Below are 16,750 nucleotides of genomic sequence, written 5' to 3' on the forward strand. Positions count from 1 at the left end.
AGATGCAGCTTGCAGGATGATGGGTATAATCACCGCCGCCCGCCTAACTGGGTAGAAAAACGAAACGCGTTGGCCGCTCGCGGCTAAAAGCGCAAAGTGTTGTGAATTTGCGGCCTGCCTGATGATCTCCTTTTTGGGGTCAACGCAGGCCGTGTTGTTGATGCCATCAGTTTTTAGAGACAGGAAGAGTATTTTGACTACTGACACTCATACTCTAGATATTGCAGAAATTTTGGAACTGCTCCCTCATCGTTATCCATTCTTGCTGGTTGACCGTGTACTTGAGTTTGAAGAGCATAAATATCTGCGTGCGGTAAAAAACGTTTCCGTTAACGAGCCGTTTTTCCAGGGCCACTTCCCTGGCAAGCCGATTTTCCCAGGCGTATTGATCCTGGAAGCCATGGCGCAGGCTACCGGTATTCTGGCGTTTAAAAGCGTCGGCAAGCTGGAGCCGGGCGAGCTGTACTATTTTGCCGGTATTGACGAAGCGCGCTTCAAGCGTCCTGTCGTGCCTGGCGACCAGATGATTATGGAAGTCACTTTCGAGAAAACTCGTCGTGGCCTGACGCGCTTTAAAGGCGTGGCGACCGTCGACGGTAAAATTGTCTGCGAAGCAACCATGATGTGTGCCCGCAGCCGGGAGGCATAATCCGTGATAGACCAAACCGCCTTTATCCACCCAAGCGCAATTGTTGAAGACGGTGCCGTTATCGGCGCCGGAGCGCACATTGGCCCTTTCTGTTACGTCGGCTCCCAGGTGGAAATCGGCGAAGGCACGGTGCTTAAATCTCACGTAGTGGTCAATGGCATCACCAAAATTGGCCGCGAAAACCAGATTTATCAGTTCGCCTCTATCGGCGAAGTGAACCAGGATCTGAAATATGCGGGCGAACCGACGCGCGTTGAAATCGGCGACCGTAACCGCATTCGCGAGAGCGTAACCATTCACCGCGGTACGGCGCAGGGCACCAACGTGACCAAAGTCGGCAACGATAACCTGCTGATGGTTAATGTGCACGTGGCTCACGACTGCGTGGTGGGGAATTCCTGCATACTTGCCAACAATGCGACGTTGGCGGGCCATGTGGAGATCGACGATCATGCGATCATCGGCGGTATGACGGCTATTCACCAGTTCTGCATTATCGGCGCGCACGTCATGGTTGGCGGCTGCTCCGGCGTTGCGCAGGATGTGCCGCCTTTCGTTATCGCGCAGGGCAACCATGCAACGCCGTTCGGCGTGAATGCCGTTGGCCTGAAACGTCGCGGCTTTGATAAGGATGAAATGCAGGCGATCCGTAACGCTTACAAGACTCTGTATCGCAGCGAAAAAACGCTGGACGAAGCCAAGACGGAAATCGAAGCGCTGGCGCAGCAGCAGCCGGTAGTGAAGCAGTTCCTCGATTTCTTCGCGCGTTCCACCCGCGGCATTATTCGCTGATCTATGTCAACGCGTCCATTGACTATCGGACTGGTCGCCGGCGAGACCTCCGGCGACATTCTTGGCGCCGGATTGATTCGCGCGCTGAAAGCGAAGCACCCGAATGCGCGCTTTGTCGGCGTCGCCGGCCCGCTGATGCAGGCCGAGGGATGCGAAGCCTGGTACGACATGGAGGAGCTGGCGGTAATGGGCGTGGTGGAAGTGCTGGAGCGCTTGCCCCGTCTGCTGAAGATTCGTAAGGATCTGACCCGCCGCTTCAGCGAACTGGCGCCTGACGTGTTTGTCGGTATTGACGCGCCAGACTTCAATATCACGCTGGAAGGCCGCCTGAAACAGCGCGGCATTCGCACCATTCACTATGTCAGCCCGTCCGTCTGGGCCTGGCGTCAAAAGCGCGTTTTCAAAATAGGCAAAGCGACCGACCTGGTGTTGGCGTTTCTCCCTTTTGAAAAAGCGTTTTACGATCGTTTCAACGTTCCCTGCCGTTTTATCGGCCATACCATGGCCGATGCGATGCCGCTGCAGCCGGATAAACTGGCCGCACGTGCCGCATTGGGCATTGCGCCGGAGGCGCGCTGTCTGGCGCTGCTGCCGGGCAGCCGCGGTGCGGAAGTGGAGATGCTGAGCGCCGATTTCCTACAAACCGCGCAGCTGTTACGCACCCGCTATCCGGACCTCGAAGTGGTGGTGCCGCTGGTGAATGCCAAGCGGCGCGAACAGTTCGAGCGCATCAAGGCGCAGGTAGCGCCGGATCTGCCCGCCCATCTGCTGGACGGCAAAGCGCGCGAGGCGATGATCGCCAGCGATGCGGCACTGCTGGCTTCCGGCACCGCTGCGCTGGAGTGCATGTTGGCCAAGTGTCCGATGGTGGTGGGCTATCGTATGAAGCCGTTCACTTTCTGGCTGGCGCAGCGGCTGGTGAAAACGCCGTACGTTTCGCTGCCGAACCTGCTGGCCGGGCGTGAAATCGTCACCGAGCTGTTGCAGCACGACTGCGTACCGGACAAGCTGGCCGCAGCGTTGCTTCCTCTGCTGGAAGATAGCCCGCAGGCGGAGCAGTTGAAACAGACTTTCCTTGAACTGCATCAGAGCATCCGCTGCGATGCAGACGAACAGGCCGCTCAGGCTGTGTTGGAGCTGGCGAACAAATGACTGAAGCCTTTATCTACCCCGACGCCCGGCTGATTGCCGGCGTGGATGAAGTCGGGCGCGGCCCGCTGGTCGGCGCGGTGGTTACCGCTGCAGTGATCCTTGACCCGGCGCAACCGATCGTCGGCCTGGCCGATTCGAAAAAGCTCAGCGAAAAGCGCCGGCTGGCGCTGTATGATGAGATCCTCGCCAAGGCGCTCTCCTGGAGCCTCGGGCGTGCCGAGCCGGAAGAGATTGACCGTCTGAATATTTTGCATGCCACGATGCTGGCGATGCAGCGGGCGGTGGCCGGGTTGCATATTGAGCCGGATATGGTTTTAATCGACGGTAATCGCTGCCCGGCGCTGCCGATGCGTGCGCAGGCAGTGGTCAAAGGCGACAGCCGCGTGGCGGAAATCAGCGCGGCGTCTATCCTGGCGAAGGTGACGCGCGACCGTGAAATGACCGAGCTGGATCGCGCTTTTCCGGAATATGGCTTTGCGCAGCATAAAGGCTATCCGACCGCTTTCCATCTGGAGCGGCTGGCCGCGTTGGGCGCCACCGAACATCATCGTCGCAGCTTTGCCCCGGTAAGACGGGCGCTGGAGCTGTAATCTGTGGGCCGAACCGGGCCTGACAATACGCTGGAGTTAACCCGGGTTCAGCCTGCTGAGCCCCCCATTTTGGTATCTGGATATGGCCGAACCTCGTTTTATTCACCTGCGCGTTCACAGCGACTACTCCATGATAGATGGACTCGCCAAGACCGGCCCGTTGGTGAAGAGGGCCGCGGCGCTTGCCATGCCGGCGCTGGCCATCACCGACTTTACCAACCTGTGCGGCCTGGTGAAATTTTATGGCACGGCGCACGGCGCCGGGGTAAAGCCGATCATCGGCGCAGATTTCCACGTACAGAGCGACGTGCTGGGCGATGAGCTGGCTGAGCTGACGGTACTGGCGGCGAACAACACCGGCTATCAAAACCTGACGCTGCTGATTTCCCGTGCTTACCAGCGCGGCTACGGCGCGGCAGGGCCGATTATCGACCGCGACTGGCTGATTGAATACCGCGAAGGGCTGATTCTGCTGTCCGGCGCCAGAATGGGCGACGTGGGCAAATTTATGCTGCGCGGCAACCAGGCGCAGGTCGATCAGTGTCTGGATTTTTACCAACAATACTTCCCCGACAGTTACTACCTGGAGCTGATCCGCACCGGACGCCCGGACGAGGAGAACTACCTGCACGCGGCGGTGGCGTTGGCGGCTGAACGCGGCCTGCCGGTGGTGGCCACCAACGACGTACGTTTCCTGGTAGAAGACGATTTTGACGCGCATGAAATTCGCGTCGCTATCCATGACGGCTTTACCCTCGACGATCCCAAACGCCCGCGCAACTATAGCGCGCAGCAGTATATGCGCAGCGAAGATGAGATGTGCGAGCTGTTTGCCGATATTCCTGAGGCGCTGATCAACAGCGTTGAAATCGCCAAGCGCTGCAACGTCACCATCCGTCTGGGCGAATATTTCCTGCCGCAGTTCCCGACCGGTGAGATGACCACCGAAGACTTCCTGGTCGCCAAGTCGAAAGAGGGGCTGGAAGAGCGCCTCGAGTTTCTGTACCCGGATCCGGAGGTTCGCGCCCAGCGACGCCCTGAATATGATGAGCGTCTGGATATCGAGCTGAAGGTCATCAACCAGATGGGTTTCCCCGGCTACTTCCTGATCGTGATGGAGTTTATCCAGTGGTCGAAGGATAACGATGTGCCGGTAGGGCCGGGACGTGGCTCTGGTGCCGGCTCACTGGTGGCCTACGCGCTGAAAATCACCGATCTGGATCCGCTGGAGTTCGATCTGCTGTTCGAACGTTTCCTTAACCCGGAACGTGTCTCGATGCCCGACTTCGATGTCGACTTCTGCATGGAAAAACGCGACCGGGTGATCGAGCACGTGGCGGACATGTACGGCCGCGAGGCGGTATCGCAGATTATTACCTTCGGCACCATGGCGGCGAAAGCGGTAATCCGCGACGTGGGCCGCGTGCTGGGGCATCCGTATGGCTTCGTTGACCGTATCTCCAAGCTGGTGCCGCCTGACCCGGGCATGACGCTGGAGAAAGCCTTTGCCGCCGAGCCGCAGCTGCCGGAAATCTATGAGGCGGATGAAGAGGTCAAAGCGCTGATCGATATGGCGCGCAAGCTGGAAGGCGTCACCCGTAACGCCGGTAAACACGCCGGGGGCGTGGTGATCGCGCCGACCAAGATTACCGACTTCGCGCCGCTGTACTGCGACGCCGAAGGGCATCACCCGGTGACGCAGTTCGACAAGAACGATGTGGAATACGCCGGTCTGGTGAAGTTTGACTTCCTGGGGCTGCGTACTCTGACCATCATCGACTGGGCGCTGGAGATGATCAACGCCCGGCGCGCCAAAAGCGGCGAGGAGCCGATAGATATCGCGGCGATCCCGCTCGATGACAAGAAAAGTTTCGATATGCTGCAGCGCTCGGAAACCACGGCGGTATTCCAGCTTGAATCGCGCGGTATGAAAGACCTGATCAAACGCCTGAAGCCCGACTGTTTCGAAGATATGATCGCACTGGTGGCGCTGTTCCGCCCGGGGCCGCTGCAGTCCGGCATGGTAGATAACTTTATCGACCGTAAGCACGGTCGTGAAGAGATCTCCTACCCGGATATCCAGTGGCAGCATGAGTCGCTTAAACCGGTGCTGGAGCCGACCTACGGCATTATCCTGTATCAGGAACAGGTGATGCAGATTGCCCAGGTGCTGGCCGGCTATACGCTGGGCGGCGCGGATATGCTGCGTCGTGCAATGGGTAAGAAAAAGCCGGAAGAGATGGCGAAACAGCGCTCGGTGTTTGAAGATGGCGCGAAGAGCATCGGCGTCGACGGCGAACTGTCGATGAAAATCTTTGACCTGGTGGAGAAATTCGCCGGTTACGGCTTTAACAAATCCCACTCTGCCGCCTATGCGCTGGTATCCTACCAGACGCTGTGGCTGAAAGCGCATTATCCGGCCGAGTTTATGGCGGCGGTGATGACCGCCGATATGGACAACACCGATAAGGTGGTCGGCCTGGTGGACGAATGCTGGCGCATGGGGCTGAAGATCCTGCCGCCGGACATCAACAGCGGCCTGTATCACTTCCACGTCAATGATGACGGCGAGATCGTTTACGGTATCGGCGCGATTAAAGGCGTGGGTGAAGGGCCGATTGAGGCTATTCTTGAAGCACGCAACAGCGGCGAGCAGGGCTATTTTAAAGATCTGTTTGACCTGTGCGCGCGCTCGGATATCAAAAAGCTTAACCGGCGTATTCTGGAAAAGCTGATTATGTCCGGCGCATTCGACCGGTTGGGGCCGCACCGCGCCGCGCTGATGAACTCGCTGCCTGATGCATTGAAAGCGGCGGACCAGCATGCCAAGGCCGAGGCTATCGGCCAGGTGGATATGTTTGGCGTACTGGCGGAAGCGCCGGAACAGGTGGAACAGTCCTACGCCAACGTGGCGCCGTGGCAGGAGCAGGTGGTGCTGGACGGTGAGCGGGAAACGCTGGGGCTGTATTTGACCGGCCACCCGATTACCCAGTACCTGAAGGAGATCGAACGCTACGCCGGCGGCCTGCGTTTGAAAGATATGCACCCGACGGATCGGGGCAAAATGACTACCGCCGTCGGGCTGGTGGTCGCTGCGCGCGTGATGGTCACCAAGCGCGGCAATCGTATCGGTATTTGCACCCTGGATGACCGTTCCGGACGCCTGGAGGTGATGTTATTTACCGACGCGTTAGAAAAATACCAGCATTTGTTGGAAAAAGACCGTATCCTGATTGCCAGTGGACAGGTCAGCTTTGATGACTTTAGCGGTGGGCTTAAAATGACCGCCCGCGAGCTAATGGACATCAGTGAAGCCCGTGAAAAATATGCTCGTGGGCTTGCTATCTCGCTGACGGACAGGCAAATTGATGACCAGCTTTTGAACCGTCTCCGCCAGTCGTTGGAACCCCATCGATCGGGGACGATTCCAGTGCATCTGTACTATCAACGGGTCGACGCTCGTGCCAAGCTGCGTTTTGGCGCAACCTGGCGAGTGACGCCCACGGACCGCTTGTTGATAGACTTACGGACTTTGGTAGGTAATGAGCAGGTGGAACTGGAATTTGACTAATATAGGAATGCTATGAGTCTGAATTTTCTTGATTTTGAACAGCCGATTGCAGAGCTGGAAGCGAAAATTGACTCGCTGACTGCCGTCAGCCGTCAAGACGAAAAATTAGATATTAATCTGGACGAAGAAGTTCAGCGCCTGCGTGAAAAGAGCGTTGAGCTGACGCGCAAGATTTTTTCCGATCTTGGGGCCTGGCAAGTTGCTCAACTGGCACGCCACCCGCGCCGTCCTTATACCCTGGATTATATCGAACATATCTTTACCGATTTTGAAGAGCTGGCAGGCGACCGCGCCTATGCTGATGATAAAGCCATCGTCGGCGGCATCGCGCGTCTGGAAGGCCGTCCGGTGATGATTATCGGCCACCAGAAAGGTCGTGAGACGAAGGAAAAAATTCGTCGCAACTTCGGCATGCCGGCGCCGGAAGGCTACCGTAAGGCGCTGCGCCTGATGGAAATGGCCTCGCGCTTTAACATGCCTATCATCACCTTTATCGATACTCCGGGCGCCTATCCGGGCGTGGGCGCAGAAGAGCGCGGCCAGTCGGAAGCTATTGCCCGCAACCTGCGTGAGATGTCGCGTCTCAACGTGCCGGTGATCTGTACGGTCATCGGCGAAGGCGGCTCCGGCGGCGCGCTGGCTATCGGCGTGGGCGACAAAGTCAATATGCTGCAGTACAGCACCTATTCGGTGATTTCGCCGGAAGGCTGCGCCTCTATCCTGTGGAAGAGCGCGGACAAAGCGCCGATTGCCGCTGAGGCGATGGGCATCACCGCACCGCGCCTGAAAGAGCTGCAGCTGATCGACTCGGTTATCCCGGAGCCGTTGGGCGGCGCTCACCGCGATGTACCGGCGATTGCCGAATCGCTGAAGGCGCAACTGCTGGCGGATCTGACCGATCTCGACGGGCTGAACAAAGAAGAGCTGCTTAACCGCCGCTATCAGCGCCTGATGAACTACGGCTACTGCTGATCCCGGTGCCGATCAAAAACCGCCTGCGGGCGGTTTTTTTATGCCTGCGATTTGGCGCATCCGCTTTGATCGGCAACGGCGTTTTCGGCCGTTTCCCCGTTGACGGCGGCAAAGCCGGCCGATATGTTGCTAACGGTCTGAATAAAAGGAGAAAACTATGCTGGCATTACGTCAGGTGCACCATATTGCGATTATCGCGTCCGATTATGCCGTAAGTAAGCGTTTTTACTGCGATATTCTGGGCTTCACGCTGCAGGGCGAGTATTATCGCGCGGAGCGTGACTCCTGGAAGGGCGATCTGGCGTTGAACGGCCAGTATGTGATTGAGCTGTTTTCCTTTCCGTCGCCGCCGGCGCGGGTCAATCGCCCGGAAGCCTGCGGCCTACGTCATCTGGCGTTCAGCGTTGCGGATATTGAACAGGCGGTGGCGCAGCTGCAGGCGGCCGGCGTAGAGTGCGAGCCGGTGCGGGTTGACCCTTATACCGAGTCGCGGTTCACATTCTTCAGCGATCCGGATGGCTTGCCGCTAGAATTATATGAACAATGAATGCTTAATCGGCGCGTAATGGCTCAGGTTGCAGGCTGAATATGCTATTATCGCGCGCCTGCCTTAGGTTCTCTTTGAGTTATTTCCGCCATGCAACAGCCTGTTTTTCGCGTCGGAGAGTGGCTGGTTACGCCGGCTGACAACCAAATCAGCCGTGACGGGCGTCGGAAGACGCTGGAGCCACGTTTAATCGATATGTTGTTCTATTTCGCCTGCCACCCGGATGTGGTGCTGAGTCGGGATGAACTGATCGAGAATGTCTGGAAGCGTAATATCGTCACCAATCATGTGGTGACGCAAAGTATTTCCGAACTGCGTAAATACCTGAAAGACGGCGATGAGCAGAGTCCGGAATATATTATCACGGTACCGAAGCGCGGCTATAAACTGGCGGCGCCGGTGATATGGTGCCGCGAAGCTGAAGATACGCCGTTGGCAGCGCCTCAGGTGGCGGTGATTATGCATGAGCCGGAAGACGGCGATGATGAAGAGGATGCGCCGGTCTATGTGCCGCCGCGCCCGACGACGTCAACGGCGGCCAAAGGCAGTGACAGGCGGTTTTATCAGCGTTCGCCGTTTTGGGTATGGCTATGCTTCCTGGCCGCGCTCTGCGCCTGCGTGGCGTTTGTCGGTATTGCCACGCTGTCGCAGCGCGTGCCGGTCGCTACCATGCCGATGTTGCTCAATCCGCGCGATATCGATATCCGCATTCAGGGCGGCAACAGCTGCAGCAACTGGATGCCGCAGCTCTCCTACGTGGTGGGCATCAGCGAACTGATCGCCGATTCACTCAATACCTATTCCACCTTTCTGGTGCATGACCAGACCAACTACAACTACTCGGGGCCGAGCAGCTCCGGCAAGTCGCTGACCATCGAGTTCGTCAACCAGCGCCACTACCGCGCCCAGCAGTGCTTCCTGTCCGTGCGGCTGGTGGATAATGCCGACAGCTCAATCATGCTTGATAAGCGCTATTTTCTCACTAAGGATAATCAGCGCACGATCCTGATGGACCTGCTGAGCAATATGTCCGCCGTACTGAAACAGCCGTGGCCGCCCCAGTTGGAGACGCGGCTGAATAAGCTGTTGCCGAAGCAGGGGCCGGCCCTGCAGCAGTTCTATCAGGCGCACCAGCTGTTGATTCAGGGCGATATGGCGTCGCTGACGCGCGCCAGCGGGCTGCTGAGCGACCTGATGAAGAGCTCGCCCGATTTCCTGTATATCGCCGCGGAAAAAACGCTGGTCGATTTATTGCGTAATTCTTATCAGCCGTTCGACGGCGAGCAGTTGGCTCAGCTGCAACGCGAGATTCAGCAGTTGGCCTCGGTGCCGGAATTACAAGACAGCCCGATCCTGCAGCAGATATATACCGTAGAGGCATTGGGGCAAGGGCAGGTTGACGAGGCGCATCAGGCAATTAATAAAGCGATTGATGTGCAGATGTCATGGCTGAATTATGTGCTGCTGGGCAAGGTATATGAAATGCAGGGGCAAAATCATTTGGCCGCCGACTCTTATATTACCGCGTTTAATCTACGGCCCGGTGAAAGTACGCTGCACTGGATTAATAATGGAATATTTCAGACCTCGGTAAGCACCGTGGTGCCTTATCTGAACAACTACGCCAAGCAATAAATATGTCTTACTGACCGCGCCGCCAATGAGATTGGCGGCGCGGTTATTTTTTTGTTGGATGGTATTTTTATGCTGTTAATTTTAGGTTAACTTAATTTGTTGTCTTAGGAATTTATTTAACACGCCTTGTGTTTTTAATTTCATGTTTTTATTGGTTGTTTATCTTTTCTTGATTCCTTGATGTGTTAATGGAAAACCTCAGCTTATCATTTGTATGATCATGAGCGTAATATCACCTTATCTTTAGGACTTTATTCCCGTGGCTGCTTAATATCCTGAGCATCAAGTCAGGCGGCGCCGGCCGTTTTTTCCATTCTGACTTAGAGAAAAATAACACTCAGGAGAAACTGACCATGGCTTCATCCAAGAAAATTGGGCTTATTGCCTGTACCGGTGTCGTTGCCGGTAATATGATGGGGAGCGGGATAGCATTGTTACCCGCGAACCTGGCTAGCCTCGGCGGCATTGCTATATGGGGATGGGTAATCTCTATTATTGGCGCCATGTCTTTAGCCTATGTTTATGCCCGCCTTGCCACCAAAAATCCACAGGAAGGCGGCCCGATTGCCTACGCAGGGGAAATTTCCCCGGCATTCGGTTTCCAGACCGGCGTACTTTATTATCATGCCAACTGGATTGGTAATTTAGCCATCGGTATTACCGCCGTATCTTACCTTTCCACTTTCTTCCCCGCATTGAATAACCCAATCCCGGCAGGTATTGCCTGTATCGCCATTGTCTGGGTCTTTACCTTTGTGAATATGCTGGGCGGCACCTGGGTCAGCCGTCTGACCACCATGGGGCTGGTACTGGTGCTGATCCCGGTGATTGTGACCGCCATTGCCGGTTGGCACTGGTTTGACGTTGCCACCTATCACGCCAACTGGAACACCTCCGGCACCACTGACAGCCACGCGGTGATTAAAAGCATCCTGCTGTGCCTGTGGGCGTTTATCGGGGTGGAATCCGCCGCCGTCAGCACCGGCATGGTGAAAAACCCGAAACGCACCGTACCGCTGGCTACCATGCTGGGCACTGGCCTGGCCGGCATTGTCTACATCGCCGCAACGCAGGTGATGAGCGGCATGTTCCCCGCCAGCCAGATGGCCGCCAGCGGCGCGCCGTTCGCCATCAGCGCCTCTGCCATTATGGGCAGCTGGGCCGCGCCGATGGTTTCCGCCTTCACCGCATTTGCCTGCCTGACTTCATTGGGTTCGTGGATGATGCTGGTGGGTCAGGCCGGGGTGCGCGCCGCGCATGACGGCAACTTCCCGAAAGTGTACGGCGAGCTGGATAAAAACGGCATTCCTAAAAAAGGTCTGCTGCTGGCCAGCTGCAAAATGACCGCGTTGATGGTGCTGATCACCGTGATGAGCTCCAGCGGCGGCAAGGCGTCCGACCTGTTCGCTGAGTTGACCGGTATCGCGGTGCTGTTGACTATGCTGCCTTACTTCTACTCCTGCGTAGATTTGATCCGCTTCGAAGGCGTTAACGTACGCAACCTGCTGAGCCTGATTGCCTCCGTCTGCGGCTGTGGCTTCTGCTTTATCGCGCTGATGGGCGCCAACTCCTTCGAACTGTCCGGCACCTTTATCGTCAGCCTGATCATCCTGATGTTCTACGCCCGGAAAATGAATACCCGTCAGGTCGCCAAGCAGGCGGCTATCGAAGATAACGCCGCAGCGAAAGCACATTAAGCCGCGGCCGTTAACCCACTGATATTTATCCAGCCCTTTTCCTGCCGACCTGTCTGCCGTGACGGGAAGGGGCTGGCTTTGCCAGGAGATAGAGTATGAACGTTATTGCCATCATGAATCACATGGGCGTCTACTTCAAAGAAGAGCCGATCCGTGAGCTGCACCAGGCGCTGGAAAATCTGGGCTTCCGCCTGGTTTACCCGAACGATCGCGCGGACCTGCTGAAGCTGATCGAAAACAACGCCCGCCTGTGCGGGGTGATCTTCGACTGGGACAAATACAACCTGGAACTGTGTGAAGAAATCAGCCAGCTCAATGAATACATGCCGCTGTATGCATTCGCCAACACCTATTCGACGCTGGACGTCAGCCTGAACGATTTACGTATGCAGGTGCGCTTCTTTGAGTATGCGTTAGGCGCTGCTCAGGATATCGCCGCCAAGATAAAACAGAACACCGATGAGTATATCGACAGCATTATGCCGCCGCTGACCAAAGCGCTGTTCAAATACGTACGCGAAGGGAAGTACACCTTCTGTACTCCGGGCCATATGGGCGGCACCGCCTTCCAGAAAAGCCCGGTCGGCAGCCTGTTCTATGACTTCTTCGGGCCGAACACCATGAAGTCCGACATTTCGATTTCCGTTTCGGAGCTGGGTTCGCTGCTGGATCATTCCGGCCCGCATAAAGAGGCGGAAGAGTATATTTCCCGCGTCTTCAACGCCGAGCGCAGCTATATGGTGACCAACGGTACGTCAACGGCGAATAAAATCGTCGGCATGTACTCGGCGCCGGCGGGAAGCACGGTGCTGATTGACCGTAACTGCCATAAATCGCTGACGCATCTGATGATGATGAGCGACATCACGCCAATTTATTTCCGTCCGACCCGTAATGCCTACGGTATTCTTGGCGGCATCCCGCAGAGTGAGTTCAGCCGCGCTACCATCGCCAAACGGGTGAAAGAGACGCCGAACGCCAGTTGGCCGGTGCATGCGGTGATCACCAACTCCACCTATGACGGCCTGCTGTACAACACCGACTTTATCAAAGACACGCTGGACGTGAAGTCGATTCACTTTGATTCCGCCTGGGTGCCTTACACCAACTTCCACCCGATTTATAAAGGCAAATGCGGGATGAGCGGCGACCGTGTGGAAGGCAAGGTGATTTATGAAACCCAGTCCACCCATAAACTGCTGGCGGCGTTTTCGCAGGCGTCGATGATTCATGTGAAAGGCGACATTAATGAAGAAACATTCAACGAAGCCTACATGATGCATACCACCACCTCACCGCACTACGGTATCGTGGCCTCTACCGAAACCGCGGCGGCGATGATGAAAGGCAACTCCGGTAAGCGTCTGATTGAAGGTTCTGTCGACCGTGCAATTAAATTCCGTAAAGAAATCAAACGGCTGAAAGTGGAGTCCGACGGTTGGTTCTTTGACGTCTGGCAGCCTGAGCATATCGATGACGCCGAATGCTGGCCGCTGCGTTCCGACAGCGCCTGGCACGGTTTCAAAAACATCGATAACGAGCATATGTACCTCGACCCGATCAAAGTCACCATCCTGACGCCGGGGATGAGCAAAGAGGGTGAGATGCAGCCGTTCGGTATTCCGGCCAGCATCGTGGCGAAATACCTGGATGAACACGGCATTATCGTTGAAAAAACCGGGCCGTATAACCTGCTGTTCCTGTTCAGCATCGGCATCGATAAAACCAAGGCGCTGAGCCTGCTGCGTGCGCTGACCGAATTTAAACGTGCGTTCGATCTGAACCTGCGGGTGAAAAACATGCTGCCGTCGCTGTATCAGGAAGCGCCCGAGTTTTATGAGGATATGCGCATTCAGGATCTGGCGCAGAATATTCACCGCCTGGTTGAGCAGCACAATCTGCCGGACCTGATGTACCGCGCCTTTGAAGTATTGCCAAGCATGGTGATGAACCCGTATCAGGCCTTCCAGAAAGAGCTGCACGGTGAGGTGGAAGAGGTGTATCTGGAAGAGATGGTCGGTAAGGTGAACGCCAACATGATCCTGCCATACCCACCGGGCGTGCCGCTGGTAATGCCGGGTGAGATGCTGACCGAAGAGAGCCGCCCGGTTCTGGAGTTCCTGCAAATGCTGTGCGAAATCGGCGCGCATTATCCGGGCTTTGAGACCGATATCCACGGCGCTTACCGTCAGGCAGACGGACGTTACACCGTTAAAGTGCTGAAAAACGAAAAATAAGCGTAATCAGTCATCGGGAGGCGTTCGCGCCTCCCACTTTTTGTCGGCTACCGACTGATGGGAGACTCCTATGCAAACACCCACACAGCCGCGCGCAATCTACTATGTCGTAGCGATACAAATTTGGGAATATTTCAGCTTTTACGGCATGCGTGCGTTACTTATTCTCTATCTGACCCACCAACTCGGCTATTCTGACGGCCATGCCATCGAGCTATACAGCGCCTACGCTTCTCTGGTTTACGTTACCCCCATTCTCGGCGGCTGGCTGGCCGACCGCCTGTTAGGCAACCGCGCGGCGGTGATTGCCGGCGCGGTGTTAATGACGCTCGGCCATGTGGTGCTGGGCTTCAGCGGCGCATCCAGCCAGGCGCTTTATCTGGCGCTGGCGATCATTATCTGTGGCTACGGCCTGTTTAAATCGAACATCAGTTGCCTGCTGGGGGAGCTGTATCAACCGAATGACGCACGGCGCGAAGGCGGTTTTTCTCTGCTGTACGCCGCCGGCAACGTCGGCTCGATACTGGCGCCTATCGCCTGCGGGCTGGCGGCGGAACGCTATGGCTGGCATATCGGCTTTGCGCTGGCGGGGATCGGTATGTTTGCCGGCTTGACCCTTTTCCTGTGCGGCGGGCGTCATTTTCGTGGCGTGCGCGGCGTCAACCTGGTACAGCTGCGAGCCGTCTGCTGGGGCGTGCCGAACTGGGGCTGGTTGGCTGCGGCGTTACTGCTTGCGCCGCTGTTTTTCACCTTTCTGTTGATCTATGGTTTGTCCGGCTACCTGTTGATGCTGGTCTGTTCGGTGGCTGTGGTGTGGCTGGCGCGCATTCTTTGGCGGGCGGACGCCGACCAGCGCCGGGCGCTGTGGCAAATTATCACACTGATGCTGTTGGGGACGCTGTTCTGGGCCTTTGCGCAGCAGGGGGGCAGTTCTATCAGCCTGTTTATCGATCGCTTCGTCGACCGACGCTGGTTCAGTTGGACGGTGCCGACCGCGCTGTTCCAGTCGATCAACGCGCTGGCGGTGATGTTGGGCGGCGTGGCGCTGGCCTGGCTGGGGAGCAGCGGTGAAACAGGGCGTCGTGCGCTGCGTACTTGGTGCAAGTTCGCTTTTGGCCTGCTGCTGATCGGCAGTGGTTTTATGCTGATGGCGATCAATGCGCGGCTGGGGCAGTTAGGTAAACAGACCTCGATGGGGATGATGATTGCCGGGCTGGCGCTGATGGGTGCGGCTGAACTGTTTATCGATCCGGTGGCGATGGCGCAGATTACCCGTCTGAACATTCCCGGCGTTACCGGTGTGCTGACCGGTATTTATATGCTGGCGACCGGCGCGGTAGCCAACTATCTGGCGGGCGTGATTGCCAGCCATACCGTGGAGCAGCAGACCAGCGGCGCCGCCGTGCAGGCCTATGCGCAATTTTTCGCTCAGGTGGGTTGGTGGGCCGGCGGCAGCGCCAGCGTGATGATTGTGCTGCTGGGCGGCTGGTGGCTGCTGGCGCGCCGTCAAACGCGGGCGGTTAATGCTTGATTGATAATAGCCGCCGGGGTTACCTTGCAGCCATGTCGAGACGATAGAACCTATTCATGGACAGCAATCAATTAATCACCCGGGTGGCGGAGCAGTTGGGAACGTGCCGGCAGTTGCTACTGGCTTTCAGCGGCGGGCTGGATTCCAGCGTCCTGCTGCATGTGCTGACGCAACTGCGTCGCCGGCATCCTGAGTTGCAGCTGCGCGCGCTGCATGTGCATCACGGCCTGAGCCGGTTTGCCGACCGCTGGGTAATGCACTGTCAGCAGCAGTGCGATGCATGGCGGGTGCCGCTGACGGTGCGTCATGTGCAGCTTGATCCGCGCGCCGGCGGTATTGAGGCGGCGGCGCGCGATGCCCGCTATCAGGCGTTGCAGACGGCGTTGCAGCCGGGAGAAAGCCTGCTGACCGCTCAGCATCTGGATGACCAGTGCGAAACTTTTCTGCTGGCGCTCAAGCGCGGCAGCGGCCCGGCCGGATTGTCGGCGATGGCCGCCTGCGGCGCGCTGGGGAAACATGTTTTGCTGCGCCCCTTGCTTGGCGTCAGCCGTCAGCAACTGGAGCACTATGCAAAACAGCATCAGTTGGACTGGATTGATGACGACAGCAATCAGGATGCGCGTTTCGATCGCAACTTTTTACGTTTGCAGATTTTACCGTTGCTGCAACAGCGCTGGCCGCACTTTGCCGAAGCGACGGCGCGCAGCGCCAGCCTGTGCGCCGAACAGGAACAGCTGCTGGATGAGCTGCTGGCGGAGCAGCTGCAGACGTTGCTGGACGATGAGCGATCGCTGGCGATTGACGGCTTGAGCGCCTGCTCCGCCGCGCGCCGCTTTGCCCTGTTGCGCCGCTGGATCGCGGGCTTTGCGGTCAGCATGCCGGCAAGAGAACAGCTGCAGCGGGTGTGGGGGGAAGTGGCGCTGGCCCGCCGTGACGCCGAGCCGCAGCTGCGTCTGGGGAACTATCAGATTCGCCGCTTCCGCCAGCGGTTATACCTGTTGCCGCCGCTGGCAGATTTACGCGATCAATGCCTGGCCTGGCCGGATGAGGCGCCGCTGGCCCTGCCGGACGGTCTTGGCGTGCTCAGCCGCGAGGGCGGCCCGGATACCGTGCGGGCACCGCTGCCGCAGCAGCACGTCAGCGTACGCTTCGGCGTCAGCGGCACCCTGCGCATCGTCGGACGGGCGCATTCGCGCTCGGCGAAAAAACTGTGGCAGGAGCTGGGTATTCCGCCCTGGCAGCGTGAACGGATCCCCTTACTCTATTATGATGATCAACTGATTGCCGCGCCCGGCGTTTTTATTACCGAGGCGGGGCGGCCGCAGCCGGAACAGGCGTTCTGGTCGCTGCGGTGGCAGAAAACCTAAGTCCCACAGA

Annotated in this window: 12 protein-coding genes; all 12 read left to right on the plus strand. The window is 57.4% G+C overall.

What is annotated here, in order from left to right; translation table 11 throughout:
* The first annotated feature begins 193 nt into the window (after positions 1-193).
* The 12 genes from fabZ (at position 194) to tilS (ending at position 16,740) form a co-directional block, all read left to right on the plus strand.
* Positions 194-649: a 3-hydroxyacyl-ACP dehydratase FabZ gene (fabZ, locus tag HF675_RS05535; protein ID WP_015673553.1), complete on the plus strand. Its 456-nt coding sequence runs from the start codon at positions 194-196 to the stop codon at positions 647-649.
* A gap of 3 nt (positions 650-652) precedes the next feature.
* Positions 653-1,441 carry an acyl-ACP--UDP-N-acetylglucosamine O-acyltransferase gene (gene lpxA / locus HF675_RS05540; protein WP_105232301.1) on the plus strand — a complete coding sequence of 263 codons (789 nt, stop codon included), beginning with the start codon at positions 653-655 and terminating at the stop codon, positions 1,439-1,441.
* Between the two features lie 3 nt (positions 1,442-1,444).
* A complete protein-coding gene (gene lpxB, locus HF675_RS05545) occupies positions 1,445-2,593 on the plus strand; it encodes a lipid-A-disaccharide synthase (RefSeq protein ID WP_187044217.1) in 1,149 nt (382 codons plus the stop codon).
* Positions 2,590-3,183, plus strand: coding sequence for a ribonuclease HII (rnhB, locus tag HF675_RS05550; protein ID WP_105232299.1), 594 nt, complete (start codon positions 2,590-2,592; stop codon positions 3,181-3,183). Before lpxB ends, rnhB begins: the two co-directional genes overlap by 4 nt.
* 82 nt (positions 3,184-3,265) lie before the next feature.
* Positions 3,266-6,754, plus strand: coding sequence for a DNA polymerase III subunit alpha (dnaE, locus tag HF675_RS05555; protein WP_187044218.1), 3,489 nt, complete (start codon positions 3,266-3,268; stop codon positions 6,752-6,754).
* A 12-nt stretch (positions 6,755-6,766) separates the two neighbouring features.
* Entirely contained in the window at positions 6,767-7,726 is a 960-nt protein-coding gene (gene accA, locus HF675_RS05560) for an acetyl-CoA carboxylase carboxyl transferase subunit alpha (protein WP_105232297.1), read from the plus strand.
* A 157-nt stretch (positions 7,727-7,883) separates the two neighbouring features.
* Positions 7,884-8,273 carry a VOC family protein gene (locus tag HF675_RS05565; protein WP_105232296.1) on the plus strand — a complete coding sequence of 130 codons (390 nt, stop codon included), beginning with the start codon at positions 7,884-7,886 and terminating at the stop codon, positions 8,271-8,273.
* Between the two features lie 90 nt (positions 8,274-8,363).
* Positions 8,364-9,908: a lysine decarboxylation/transport transcriptional activator CadC gene (gene cadC / locus HF675_RS05570; RefSeq protein ID WP_187044219.1), complete on the plus strand. Its 1,545-nt coding sequence runs from the start codon at positions 8,364-8,366 to the stop codon at positions 9,906-9,908.
* A 353-nt stretch (positions 9,909-10,261) separates the two neighbouring features.
* Positions 10,262-11,605, plus strand: coding sequence for a cadaverine/lysine antiporter (cadB, locus tag HF675_RS05575; RefSeq protein WP_105232294.1), 1,344 nt, complete (start codon positions 10,262-10,264; stop codon positions 11,603-11,605).
* A 95-nt stretch (positions 11,606-11,700) separates the two neighbouring features.
* Positions 11,701-13,842: a lysine decarboxylase CadA gene (cadA, locus tag HF675_RS05580; RefSeq protein WP_187044220.1), complete on the plus strand. Its 2,142-nt coding sequence runs from the start codon at positions 11,701-11,703 to the stop codon at positions 13,840-13,842.
* 70 nt (positions 13,843-13,912) lie between these two features.
* Positions 13,913-15,373 carry a dipeptide permease DtpD gene (dtpD, locus tag HF675_RS05585; protein WP_105232292.1) on the plus strand — a complete coding sequence of 487 codons (1,461 nt, stop codon included), beginning with the start codon at positions 13,913-13,915 and terminating at the stop codon, positions 15,371-15,373.
* Between the two features lie 56 nt (positions 15,374-15,429).
* A complete protein-coding gene (gene tilS, locus HF675_RS05590; RefSeq protein ID WP_111736564.1) occupies positions 15,430-16,740 on the plus strand; it encodes a tRNA lysidine(34) synthetase TilS in 1,311 nt (436 codons plus the stop codon).
* The last annotated feature ends 10 nt before the right edge of the window (positions 16,741-16,750 follow it).

Source organism: Serratia sp. JUb9 (assembly GCF_014298095.1).
Lineage (GTDB): Bacteria > Pseudomonadota > Gammaproteobacteria > Enterobacterales > Enterobacteriaceae > Serratia_B > Serratia_B rhizosphaerae.

Coding starts and splice junctions, on each gene's coding strand:
- lpxB (WP_187044217.1), top strand. CDS start 1,445: ATGTCAACGCGTCCATTGACTATCGGACTGGTCGCCGGCGAGACCTCC.
- rnhB (WP_105232299.1), top strand. CDS start 2,590: ATGACTGAAGCCTTTATCTACCCCGACGCCCGGCTGATTGCCGGCGTG.
- dnaE (WP_187044218.1), top strand. CDS start 3,266: ATGGCCGAACCTCGTTTTATTCACCTGCGCGTTCACAGCGACTACTCC.
- accA (WP_105232297.1), top strand. CDS start 6,767: ATGAGTCTGAATTTTCTTGATTTTGAACAGCCGATTGCAGAGCTGGAA.
- HF675_RS05565 (WP_105232296.1), top strand. CDS start 7,884: ATGCTGGCATTACGTCAGGTGCACCATATTGCGATTATCGCGTCCGAT.
- cadC (WP_187044219.1), top strand. CDS start 8,364: ATGCAACAGCCTGTTTTTCGCGTCGGAGAGTGGCTGGTTACGCCGGCT.
- cadB (WP_105232294.1), top strand. CDS start 10,262: ATGGCTTCATCCAAGAAAATTGGGCTTATTGCCTGTACCGGTGTCGTT.
- cadA (WP_187044220.1), top strand. CDS start 11,701: ATGAACGTTATTGCCATCATGAATCACATGGGCGTCTACTTCAAAGAA.
- dtpD (WP_105232292.1), top strand. CDS start 13,913: ATGCAAACACCCACACAGCCGCGCGCAATCTACTATGTCGTAGCGATA.
- tilS (WP_111736564.1), top strand. CDS start 15,430: ATGGACAGCAATCAATTAATCACCCGGGTGGCGGAGCAGTTGGGAACG.